This window comes from Psychrobacter sp. PSP, assembly GCF_024085615.1.
Taxonomy (GTDB): domain Bacteria; phylum Pseudomonadota; class Gammaproteobacteria; order Pseudomonadales; family Moraxellaceae; genus Psychrobacter; species Psychrobacter pacificensis.
Genome location: NZ_JABLTF010000020.1, coordinates 390365 through 403007, shown reverse-complemented (window position 1 = coordinate 403007; position 12643 = coordinate 390365). Strand labels below are relative to the sequence as shown.

The following is a 12643-nucleotide window of genomic DNA, read 5'->3' as shown; positions in this document are numbered from 1 at the left end:
GGCATCATCTCTATAATGCTATCTGCATGCGGTGAAGGTAGTGATGATAATACACAGCCTGCACCATCTGATAAGCCGCCTGTAGTGGTTCCACCTGATACAAGTGAGCCACTGACACCGCTGGAACCAAGCACGCCGACCAAATATCGAGAACCACAAAAAGACCGTGCTGATTATTATCAATTAGGCTTCTTTGACTATGACGGTGCAGGTGAAACACGAGAGATCCGTTCTGACTTGACTGGCTCTTTTCAAGCCATGATTCAATTTGGGCAGAATCATACGGTAGATCCTCAGGGCAACGAAGCAAAAAACATGCCACGCCTAACTGCAGAAAAAGAGGCGTTATTACTGGTTACGCCTACGCTTGAGATGGGAGCAGTCAATCAGCTGGTTGCTGAGATTTATCAAGATGGTCTACTATTACGCAGGGTCACTTTAGACGACCCGACCCAAATCCCACCATCTGACCAAAACAACAGCGATGATAGACCACGGGTCGCCTATAGTAAGCGCGCTTGGTCAACCAAACTCAACTGGGATGAAGTACAAAGCGGCCTTAAGATTCGTATTGTCGATGAACAAAATCGTAGCGGTGAATTACTAGAGAATAAAATAGACTTTGCGGCGCCAGGTGAGCTGGTCTTAACCAATATTCGTCTTGGTCTTTTGAGCCCAGTGACTGTAAACAACAATGGTCATTATATGCTGCTACAGCCAGAAAAGGCGGGCGCAGATTATTTCCAAACCATTCCAGCAGCAAAGATGACCGTCGCTAAATACGATGACGTCGTGCTTGATCGGGTGATGGTAGCGAACGGTACTATTTATGATACGGCTTCAGGTAGCAGCTCAGATGGCAGCGTATACAGGGGTGATATGCGCGAAAACACAGGCAAATCAACCTTTGGCGTCGGTATTAACCTTGCCAACTGGGGCGTCACTAGCGCATCGATGTTAAGCCAAGAGCAGCCGCAGCTCACCCAAAATGTCAATGCACACCATGCCCGTGGCAAATACGCCAACGGTACATTCAACCACGGCTTAAGCGGTGGCAATGGTATGCTGACTTTGATTGACTCGGTCGGTAATGAGTTTAGTCATGAAATTGGCCATCATTATGGATTGGGGCATTATCCAGGTAAAGTTGGTGATAAAAAATTCTGGTCAGAGCACCATGCCGATAGTGGTTGGGGTTACATGCCCCTTAGACATAGAATGCGGGGTAACTTTGAATGGTGGCGAAAAGATGTCGGTGCCGGCACTGAAGACTCACCTACTTTCTTAGGTCAATACGGCTATGGTCGTGACGCTATGTCTGGTGGCTCTAATAACAGTGACATCTCGCGCTATACTCATTACACCGGCTATAGTACAAAAACCAAAATCCAGCCAGCATTTGATCGTTATATGTTTGCCAGTGACTCACCGACTGGCTATAAAAAATGGGATGCTGAGCGTCAAAGAATGCAGATCGCACAACCAAAAGTACCACGATCTAATAATGTTTGGTACAACAGCGCCGATGGCAACTATTTAAGACCGCGTTTGCAAGGCGTGCCTGTTTATACTATTTTAAGCGGTTATGACCCTGTCACCCAAAAGGGTATTATCTATCCAGCAGCTCGTGGTAACTGGGGTAACGTCTTTGACTTACCGGCGGCGAGTAGTTCAGCTGACGTCGCTAGCTGCTGGCTGACCGTTACTTACAGTAACAACATGGTCAATAACATTGCCCTTGCCCCTCATCGCATGAATGGCAATAGCAATGCCAATAAATTTCACGTCAATTTAGCGATTTCTGAAAACCCTAACAAAGTCGATTTGTATTGTAAAAAAGCCAACGAAGCACAGGTATTATTATCATCAACCGCTATTGGCCCCTATAGCGATATCATTAAGCCAGCCGTTACCTTTGGTAAAGAGCATGGCTTTAGCGCCTTAAGAAAAATCGAATTACCACTATTAGCGCAGCAACTTATCGATCAATCGGCCAACCCGACTATCAATTTGGACGCCGAGGGTGAGCTGATATACCACTCTTATAAAGATGATCGTGATGCGCTCAGTCAAGCATTCAGCCCGCTTGCCTTTCAGGTACTCGAGCGTTATGAGCAGCAACAACAGACCATGCATCGCCTAAATCGTTGGGTCAATGTGTATCGTGATGATTTAATCGAGGGCGGGCCGGAGGTCATCACTGCCTTTCATAAGTTTGTCAACGAATTAGAACTGCAAGATGATCAGCCTCTAGCAAATGTCAGCCCACTCATGAATGGTAACAACTGTCTTAAGGTTGAAACATTAGAAGATGGTAAGCTCAATACTTTTATCAGCGGACCAAGTGCTTGCACAGGAGATGACTCTGAGCAATGGATTCAAGACAGCAAAGGTCGTATCCACAATAAAATGTCACTAGATCAGTGCCTAATGCCGAAAGGTGGCAATGTCATTAACCTAGCCCCTTGTGATGATCAAGCAAGCTTGCAAGTTTGGCAAATGGATGTATCCGCCAACGCCATCAAGCAAGGCAATCAATGCTTTGACTTAGAAAGTGGCTATATAAGTAATAATCGCGCTCGACTCATTCGCTATAGCTGTACAGGTGGCGGCAACCAAAGATGGACGATGCTTACGCAAAACTCTAGTTTGATATTATCTGGCGCTGGCAAAAATCTACCGCTGATAATAGAGAGTATGCAAAAACAAGCAGTGACGACAGACATCATGCAAATGCAGTTGGCAAGCACCAATAGTAATCATCAGCAACCCTCTACACTAGCAAAAGTAAGCAACGCGATAAGCACTTGGTTTTATAGTCTCATCAGCTAATTGAAAATACCTAATAATGATAAAAATAAGCTCCTATGATAGGGGCTTATTTTTACTAAATTTTTCATCGTTATTATTTATATGATAAGGTAATAAATAGTCAAAAGATTACTCCAGCGTTACGCTTAAATTTATCACCATTTTATTTTGAACCGGCTATAGTGCGTAGACGCAGCACGCAAGGACAATGAATCCCTGTAGGACGGTACCTGTTTTAAAATAGATTCACTATAGACGATCTCGTCAGTCATTTTTGGAGCGCGAACATTGGACAAACACCCTGAAAATGGCTTTTTTAAACGACTACTCTTATTTTCAGGGCAGAGGATGAAGGCGTTTTCGCAGCTTTGGTCGTTACAGACATTGGCTGACCTGCCCGATCGTTTAAGAAACTTGTGGCAGGAGTTGATCGGCTCTTACTGGTTTATTCCGACTGCTTGCGTCATCGCCGGCATCTTACTGGCGCCAGTATTGGTGACGATAGATCAGCACTTTGACCGCGAGACCGTTCGAGAGATTACCTTTGCTTTTACGGGTGATGACGATGCGGCGCGCGCTATCATGACCGCTATTGCTGGCGCTGTATTGGGCGTTGCTGGTACGACGTTCTCAATTACCATCGCCGTCCTTTCGATGGCCTCCTCCCAGTTTGGCCCACGGCTATTACGCAACTTTTTGACAGACACACCAAACCAGTTTGTCTTAGGGGCGTTTATTGGTACCTTTAGCTATAGCTTGTTGGTACTCAAGTCGATTCATAAGTATGATGTGGCCTTTGGCGTACCGCAACTGGCGGTGACCTTTGGGATTATCATGGCGATCATCTGTGCGCTGTTATTGGTCTATTTTGTCCAGCATATGGTCCACGCTATTCAGGCCTCGCACGTCATTCAAAACGCCAGTAACGATGCCATTAATAATATTCACTACTGGTATGGGGATTATTGTGATATTCAGCATCAGCGCGATGTCGAGCAGCACGATGTCGAGCAGTTTCGCCAGTGGCAGGCAACGCCGATTTATCCGCCGCAATCCGGCTACCTGCAGCACATTTATTTGGAGTCATTAATCACACTGACTCAAGAGTATGGCGGCGTGGTGCATCTACAGAGTAACCTCGGTGATTATGTCACTGACAACAACGTCATTGGGCATTTTTATCAACGTCCGACAGACCATCCTAATAATCGGCAAAAAACCGCAACGCCGCAGCTGGCCGTGTTGCCACGTACCCCTGATGGTATGTTTTGGCAGCGCTTTGCCGGTTGTATTCGTATCGAGCAGCGACTGGCACACTCCAATGATATCGCCTATAGTCTGGGGCAGATGACCGAGATTGCGGTGCGCGCCCTCTCACCTGGTATCAATGACCCAAAAACAGCCGTCAACTGCGTACAATCGCTCACCAGTTGCCTGAGCATTATGATGCGTCGTCAGCCGCCTAGCCCCTATCATTTTTATATACCTGCCGAGCACCGTGACAAACCGCCGTATACTGCCACACCAAAACAAGTGGTGGCGCAGCAGCGCGTGGCTATCTTGGCCGTGGTGACTTATACGCCCAAAATATCAGAATTCATCAATACCTCACTTGGAGAGATTCGGCGCTATGCCGCAGCTGATGCCATGGTCCTAAAGGCGCTGTGTCAAGCGATGGTCAATCTCAACTATGCATGTATCAATCAAGCACAGCAGCAGACCTTGCTGCATGAGCTACAGCTAATTGAGCGCGCAGGAGAAGAAAACCTAAGCTACCAAGAACTGATAGATGACCTTGTCGCTATGTGTGAGCAAGCCAAGCAGTTTATTCTTGATGAAGACGCACAGCATCAACATTTTAATTATGTCAGCGAATTTGCTGCCAATATCCGTGAAGCACTACAGTCACAGTCGAGTTAGTAATATGACAATTGGATCGCATAGCATATTGGTAATACACAGTCCCTATCATTTCAATATTTATAGCTCAAAATCTTTACGTAACTCTCATAAGTCATAGGCTTAGGGTTAATTTTATATTCATACGAGATCTGCTTTATGGCATCTGCAACCAGCCTAACCATACTTGAAATCAGCGCCATATTTTTATCGATTACGGCCTCACTGACCTATGTCAATCATCGCTTTATCGGTCTGCCCACGACCATTGGCGTCATGGTCATCTCGATTGTCCTATCTATCGGTGCGATTTTTTTGGGATTTTTGGGGTTTGATCAGCTCATTGATTATGAAGTCAGTCTATTAGAGCAGCTTGATTTTACCGAGGTGCTATTGGACGGTATGCTCTCGATGTTGCTATTTGCAGGTGCCTTGCATGTCAATATTGGTGATTTGAGGCGCTATAAACTGCCTATCGGTATCCTAGCTGGACTCGGTACTATCGTATCAGCCATGCTCATTGCCACCGCTGTTTATTTTATGCTGCCTATATTCGGTTTTGGACTACCGTTTCTTTGGTGCCTACTTTTTGGAGCACTCATCTCCCCTACTGATCCCATTGCCGTCATGGGGATTCTTGCATCAGCAGGCGCGCCAAAAAGCATTGAGACTGTCATCGCTGGTGAGTCATTGTTTAACGACGGTATCGGCGTTGTGATTTTTGTTCTATTACTGGGGATTTTATCTAGTGGCGATATTCCAACCATTAACTATGTGGCGCATACCTTGGCTGTCGAGGCGGGTGGCGGTGTGATGTTTGGTTTGGTATTGGGTGCGATTTTGTACTATTTGCTAAAGAGCATCGATAGTTATCAAGAAGAAGTACTTTTGACATTAGCAGGCGTCATCGGCGGCTATGCGCTTGCTAGTCATTGGCATTTGTCAGGGCCGCTCGCTATGGTCATGATGGGACTGATGGTGGGTAACCGCGGGCGGGCGCTTGCGATGAGTGATCAGACGCGTCATTACATTGATCTGTTTTGGGAGCTGGTTGATGAAATCTTAAATGCTATTTTATTCGTCCTTATCGGTCTAGAAGTAGTGATGATTGCTTATTCGGGCAATTTATTTATTGCAGGTGGTCTAACTATTGTTATTGCTCTAGTAGCTCGTTTTATCGTGGTTGGGATGACGACCAAGACCTTTCATCGCCAGCTTGATTTGCCCACTGGTGCATGGAAAGTACTAACATGGGGTGGATTGCGCGGCGGTATCTCAGTCGCTTTAGTATTACAGCTACCCATCGGTACCGAGCGCGATATTTTATTGGCACTCACTTATGCGGTAGTGATATTTTCTATCTTGGTACAGGGCCTCAGTGTTGGCAGAGTCGCCAAGAGCATTCGTAAGGATAAAGAAATAACAGAGGCATAAACCACAAATACAGCACGTATAAAAAAGCCAGCCTGAGACATGATGTCTTAGGATGGCTTTGGCTGGCTTTTTTGAGCAGTTTCAATGGTTATATCAAACCCTTTCTTTTCATATTACGATAAACCACGATAATAATAAGCAGATTAGAAACCAATATTCCCAGTTTAAACCAATCAAATGGACTGGTTATCAGATAATAAACCTCTATAGGAATAAAGACACCATAGCCCAGCACACCAAACCAATACGCCCATGTCTTATCGCGCCATAATCCATAGGCTTCTAGGAAGCGCAAACTGGCATAAGCAAATATCAACAATAAAAACACTGGCCAGTTTTTGCTGGCCTGTTGGGCAATACTTACTACACTGTCGATTTGCGGTGCAAGTAGGTGGCCAAAGGTATGGCGCCAAGAGCCAGTCGCGGTCGTCAGCCAATGCTCAAGATCGGTATGCCACGACCACAATGCACCTGCACCTAATAATGCCCCCACACCTTTGACGACTTCATAGATGGCCACTGCTTTGATAGACTCACTGGCTGTGCTGTGCGTTTTTTCTAGAGGGTCAATCATTTCACCCCCTTTATCCTTCGAGGATAGCGGTAGACTATCATCCTGTCGGGGCAAATTAGCCAAAGAACGTCTCCACAACACGTCCTTGCAACTGCTGATTAAAAAATGGTGTGTTTTTACCATTCGATAGCATAGATTGCGCAGTCACTTGCCACTCAAGATTCGGGTCAACCAATACCGCGCCGCCGATCGCTTCATACTGCTCATGAATACCCGCAATCTTTGCCGGATTAAGACAGATTTTATCAACCAGCTCTGAGAGTGTTAGTACCTCATCATTGACCAGCTGACAGGCCAGCGCCATAAAAGTATCAAAATTCGAGATACCTGGCGTACTCTCAGCAAATGGCGCTTTTTTCGCCGTACTGTTCAGTGGCTCGTGATGACTACAGATGGCATCGATAGTGCCATCTTTTAAGCCACGGCGGATTGCCTGCTGGTCGGTATTACTACGTAGCGGTGGCAAGACATATGCCTGAGCATTAAAGCCTTCAAGATTGTCATCAGTTAAATACAGCTGATGCATCGCAACATCACACGTAACAGGCAAGCCTTTATCTTTTGCCCAGCGCATGAGCTCAATCGAAGACTTGCAAGACAGCTGGCTAAAGTGAGCGGCTGTCCCCGTCTCTTCAACCATTAACAGCTGCGTAGACAGTGCAACCGTTTCCGCAATCCAAGGGATGCCCTGCAGACCATGATAAGAGGCGATATAACCCTCATGCGCCACGCCATCTCCAGACAGACTTGGCTCATCAGGATAAAAGAATACTTTCATACCAAAAGTCGCCGCGTACTCTAGTGTTCTTAGCAATACTAAGTCATTGCGAAAAGGTCTACGCGCATTGGATACTGCGATACAGCCGCCCTTTTTAAGCCCTGCAATATTAGACGGTCGTTCGCCCTCTAACCCTGTGGTCAATGCGCCCAAAATATGCAAGTAAATACCGCCATCATTCAAGGCGCGCTCACGCAAGCCCTTTAAGAGGGAGCCATTTTCTAAAATAGGATTGGTGTCAGGTGGCGTGACTACATGCAAAAACCCGTTACCACGAGCTGCCCTACCTTCTGATTCCAGTGTACCGTGTTGCTGTTGGCCCGGCTCACGTAGGCGTGCGCACAGATCGACCAATGGTGGTAATAGCCACATCTCATGTTCAGCATCAAGCGTAGACAATTTTTCTTTGGCAGTTTGTGACAGCGTGTCTTTGAACGCTTTTGGTAAATGGTCAAAGATGGGTGCATCCGTATTAAGCATGGTAGACATAACGTTATTACCGTATCAATAAAATGAAATAAATGAGAATAAGTCGCGCGGCAAGCTGTTACTTGCCAGCCGCTTGATGAGCACGTTGACCTTCCATCGCAAGCGACAAGACCGCCATTCGTATGGCAATACCGTTATTTACCTGCTTTAAGATCACCGATTGCGCGCCATCAGCCACACTAGAGGCAATCTCAACACCGCGGTTCATTGGCCCTGGATGCATAACTAGCGCATCAGGCTTGGCCAATGCCACTCGCTCTGGCGTGATCCCATAATGCTTATAGTATTCACTTGACGATGCCAATAGCGGCGAACCGATACGCTCATTTTGTATTCTTAATCCCATAATCACATCACAATCAGTGACACACTCATCCATATTTTCATATACTTTTACGCCAAAACGCTCAATACCTTTCGGCAATAAAGTACGCGGCGCACACACACGGATATCTGTCACACCTAGGGTTTGCAAGGCGCTAATATCAGAACGGGCGACGCGTGAGTGCTTAATATCACCAACGATTGCGATAGAAAGCTCTTCAAATGGGCGCGGTGCCTCACGGTGAATGGTCAACATGTCGAGCATTCCCTGAGTAGGATGCGCATGCCAGCCATCACCACCATTGATGATAGCAATATCAGGGGTCACTTCTGTCGCCATAAAATGCGCGGCACCTGATGCTGAATGTCGAACTACAAAAATATCTGCGGTCATCGCCTGTAGATTCCACAAGGTATCGCGTAGACTCTCGCCTTTTTTGGTACTAGAGCGTTCGATATCGATATTGAGTACATTAGCACCCAAGCGTTTTTCTGCTACTTCAAAAGTCGTCCGGGTACGAGTCGATGGTTCAAAGAACAAATTCATGACCGTATAGCCATCTAACTCAGGACGATTGATGAGCTGCCCGTTTTCATCAAAGAAAGTCTCTGCTTTTGCGATAATAGCTTTGAGCTGTGCTTTATTAAGACCTTCAACACCCAAGAAATGCCTGATACTGCCATCGGTGTTGAGCTGCGGACGACTCAATGAGGTATTGAGTCTTTGATGAATTGTATTGGGATCAAATTTTGCATAATCAGTCGGTGAGACTGGTTGGGTAGCGCTACTATCGAGAGAATTTGACATAATGGCGAGTCTTTATTGTGGGTTTATATGAGTCTGTCGTAATCGCTTATTCATCTTTGTTCAATCATTTAGCACCGATAGGCACAGAGACGAGGACATTTTGACGCTTATTTGCTACAATTTACCGTAGTCAAACTCGACCAAAAACCGCCTCAGCAGACAATCAGAAAGCGTAAATAGACATGCTATATTCTCATAGAGAATAATTCTGACAAATCTATAAATGAATAACAATAGATATAGTGTAGCCGATTTTGTGGTCAGGACAAAGATACCGTATAAGCTATTTAAAAATTCACCCCTTTAAGGTGTGCCAAATGCCGTCTATGACCTGACTCTAAGACCATCCATTTTTTACTTTCCATACCCTCTATTAGGAAGCGTTATGACGACCTTAGCAGATTATCTAAACCAACATGCCTCTAGTCCTGCACTCAACGACGTAATTACCACGGTCACTAATGTTGGTAAAACCATCTCACAACTACTTAGAAAAGGTGCTCTGGCAGATATTTTAGGCGAGGCTGGCAATCAAAACGTCCAAGGCGAAGATCAGAAAAAACTAGATGTACTGGCCAATGACTTACTGCTAGATGCATTGGCAAAGAATACCCATTGTGCCGGCGTTGCATCAGAAGAGCTTGATGATGCCACCCCTGCTAATGACGATGGCAGTCTATTGGTTTTGTTTGACCCACTAGATGGCTCATCAAATATTGATATCAATATGGCAGTAGGTACGATTTTTTCTGTTCTGCCGTACGAGCGTCAAGGTCAAACCAGTGAAAACAGCGACTATCTACAGGCAGGTAACAAACAGCTAGCAGCAGGGTACTTGTTATATGGCACCTCTACGGTACTGGCGTTGACCATCGCAGATAAGGTCGTGATGTTTAGCCTAGATCCAGAAACTGAAGACTATGTGCTAATAGAAGACAACGTGCAAATCGATGCCGATACGAGTGAATATGCGATCAATAGCTCAAATTATCGCTACTGGCGCGCACCGATGCAACAGTACATCGATGAGTTAATCGCTGGCGAGACAGGCGTACGTGAACGCGATTTCAATACGCGTTGGGTCGCCGCTATGGTTGGTGACGTCCATCGTATCTTATGCCGCGGTGGTCTCTTCACTTATCCGTTTGATACCAAATACGCGCATAAAGCAGGTAAACTACGCTTGATGTATGAAGCCAATCCAATGAGCTTATTGATTGAACGCGCGGGTGGCGGTGCGACAGACGCTGTCAATCGCATCTTAGATATCGAGCCCACTGACATTCATCAGCGTGTTCCTGTGGTGCTCGGTAGCAAAAACGAAGTCAATTATGTTAGAGACTTACACGTCAATTATTCTGAGCAGTAATTGATATAAGTACTTTCTAAAAATAACCAGCTTACAGCGAGATTATAAGCTCGATGCTGGTTATCCCTCCTACTCTTCTCTAAGCGACCCACTATGGTACTAAATCCCACCGAGCTGATTACCTCAGATAAGAACACCACCGTCAAGCTTGTAAAAGCCCTATTGGCACAAGCACGTCAACGCAAAAAGCATGGTCAGACCGTCATAGAAGGTGTTCATCTGATAGATGCTGCGCTGCGTAGCGACTATCCTTTTGCCCAGATACTACTGTCTGAGTCAGCGCGTAGTCATCCTGAAGTTCAGCAGGTATTAACTCGCCTGCCGACTTATACGCCTATTCTTATTTTATCCAATTCACTGTACGAGAGTATTCGTAGCTTAGGTACTGGTATCGATATCATGGCGATTATCAACGTACCAACGCCTAACTTATCAATGATTGATGAAGATTGCTTGATCTTAAATGATGTACAGGACAGCGGAAATGTCGGCACACTCCTGCGTACAGCAGCAGCCGTTGGTATTCGCAACATCTTATGTACCAGTGCTACCGCGCAAGCTTGGTCTCCCAAGACGCTACGAGCAGGTATGGGTGCACAGTTTGCACTGACTATTTATGAAGGCTTGAGTACGCAAGATATTTTAGATCACGTAAAAGTTCCACTGTTGGCGACCAGCTCACATACCGATACTATCATTTACGATCACGATTTATCTGCGCCTGTGGCGTGGATTATGGGTCATGAAGGTCAAGGCGTCAGCGATGATTTGATGCAATGTGCCACCCCTATCGCTTTACCGCAGCCAAATGGTCAAGAGAGCTTAAATGTTGCGATTGCAGGATCTTTATGTCTGTACGAAACCTTGCGCCAAAGACAGTACTCTTAGCGTCCATTTATAACTACAATTAAAATCTTCTCTATCAAGCAATAAAAAAACCCACTACCGATTGATAGTGGGTTTTTGTTATCTGTCTACTACTAATATAGTCAAAGAAATCTAAAACGGATACAAGGCAGCCGACTGCAGATTGTACAAGTAGCACCTCTAAGGAGGGTAACGCCGTAGCCGTTTAGTAGTTCTGTGACTATACATTAACATTAAACCTTGCTAGTTAGCTCAGGCAGTGCTTCAAATAGATCAGCTTCTAAGAAATAATCAGCAACGCTAGCGATAGGCGCTTCTGGGTCATTGTTGATCGCAACGATGACTTTAGAATCTTTCATACCAGCCAAATGCTGAATCGCACCTGAGATACCAGCGGCGATATATAGCTGCGGTGCAACGATTTTACCGGTTTGACCAACCTGCATATCGTTTGGTACATAACCTGCGTCGACAGCGGCACGTGATGCGCCAACAGCAGCGCCTAGTTTGTCAGCCAATGGCTCAATATATTTGGTGAAGTTTTCACCATTTGCCAAGGCACGACCACCAGAAACCACGATACCAGCTGAGGTCAATTCTGGACGATCAGACTTAGCCATTTCTTCGTTCACGAAGCTAGCTTTGCCAGTTTCTTGTACATTATCGATCGTTTCAACAGTCGCTGAACCACCTTCGCTTGCTACTGGATCAAACGCGGTCGTACGTACGGTTAGCACAACTTTATCTTCAGAGGTTTTGACGGTTGCCGTTGCATTGCCTGCATAAATTGGACGCTCAAACGTTTGCGCATCTACTACGCCTGAGATCTCTGACAACATGCTGACGTCAAGTAACGCGGCAACGCGTGGCATAAAGTTTTTACCAGTCGTAGTCGCAGCTGCTAGGATATGGCTATAATCACCAGCCACATCAGCAACCAATAGTGCCACATTGCCCGCCAATTGATGCTCATAGACCGCGTTATCAGCTAAGAGTACTTTTGTCACGCCTTCTGCTTTTGCTGCTTCATCAGCAACGGCCTGCGCGCCACTACCTGCCACTAATACATGGATGTCATCACCGATTTGCTTAGCAGCAGCGATGGTGTTCAAAGTTGCCTTTTTTAGACTGGCATTGTCATGTTCTGCATATACCAAAATTGCCATGGTTTTAATCCTTTATTTATTCGTATTATCTATTCATGCGGTTGTTTGTGTACAAAGCCCTTTGAGCAACTATCGTTTAATATAAATAAAGCAGTCAAATTCTTAGCTTTGTACAGGATATGCC

9 protein-coding genes are annotated in these 12643 nt (G+C 45.7%); 5 read left to right on the top strand and 4 right to left on the bottom strand.

Annotated features, from left to right (window positions below; all coding sequences use genetic code 11):
• The first annotated feature begins 15 nt into the window (after nt 1-15).
• From HL061_RS11715 to HL061_RS11705, 3 genes are all read left to right on the top strand, one after another.
• The gene (locus HL061_RS11715; protein WP_252962852.1) at nt 16-2832 is read left to right on the top strand and encodes a M66 family metalloprotease; all 2817 of its coding nucleotides are present in this window, start codon (nt 16-18) and stop codon (nt 2830-2832) included.
• 327 nt (nt 2833-3159) lie between these two features.
• Nucleotides 3160-4731 carry a DUF2254 domain-containing protein gene (locus HL061_RS11710; protein WP_227517149.1) on the top strand — a complete coding sequence of 524 codons (1572 nt, stop codon included), beginning with the start codon at nt 3160-3162 and terminating at the stop codon, nt 4729-4731.
• 138 nt (nt 4732-4869) lie between these two features.
• Complete coding sequence (locus HL061_RS11705) at nt 4870-6144, top strand: sodium:proton antiporter (protein WP_071003211.1); 1275 nt, start codon at nt 4870-4872, stop codon at nt 6142-6144.
• A gap of 88 nt (nt 6145-6232) precedes the next feature.
• On the opposite strand, the gene HL061_RS11700 is transcribed toward HL061_RS11705, so the two are convergent.
• From HL061_RS11700 to HL061_RS11690, 3 genes are all read right to left on the bottom strand, one after another.
• Nucleotides 6233-6718 (bottom strand): DUF2127 domain-containing protein, encoded by a 486-nt coding sequence (locus HL061_RS11700; RefSeq protein ID WP_227517148.1) that lies wholly within the window; start codon nt 6716-6718, stop codon nt 6233-6235.
• A gap of 55 nt (nt 6719-6773) precedes the next feature.
• Nucleotides 6774-7868 carry a dihydroorotase gene (locus tag HL061_RS11695; protein ID WP_240366537.1) on the bottom strand — a complete coding sequence of 365 codons (1095 nt, stop codon included), beginning with the start codon at nt 7866-7868 and terminating at the stop codon, nt 6774-6776.
• Nucleotides 7869-8043: 175 nt separating this feature from the next.
• The gene (locus HL061_RS11690) at nt 8044-9117 is read right to left on the bottom strand and encodes an aspartate carbamoyltransferase catalytic subunit (RefSeq protein WP_071003207.1); all 1074 of its coding nucleotides are present in this window, start codon (nt 9115-9117) and stop codon (nt 8044-8046) included.
• A 385-nt stretch (nt 9118-9502) separates the two neighbouring features.
• On the opposite strand from HL061_RS11690, the gene HL061_RS11685 reads away from it, so the two are divergent.
• Complete coding sequence (locus tag HL061_RS11685; protein ID WP_240365359.1) at nt 9503-10486, top strand: class 1 fructose-bisphosphatase; 984 nt, start codon at nt 9503-9505, stop codon at nt 10484-10486.
• A 93-nt stretch (nt 10487-10579) separates the two neighbouring features.
• On the top strand, nt 10580-11374 hold the full coding sequence (locus tag HL061_RS11680) for an RNA methyltransferase (RefSeq protein WP_252962848.1): 795 nt from the start codon (nt 10580-10582) through the stop codon (nt 11372-11374).
• A 212-nt stretch (nt 11375-11586) separates the two neighbouring features.
• Here HL061_RS11680 and HL061_RS11675 read toward each other — a convergent pair whose 3' ends face one another.
• Nucleotides 11587-12519, bottom strand: a complete 933-nt coding sequence (locus HL061_RS11675) for an FAD-binding protein (protein ID WP_252962847.1) — start codon at nt 12517-12519, stop codon at nt 11587-11589.
• Nucleotides 12520-12643 lie beyond the last annotated feature (124 nt).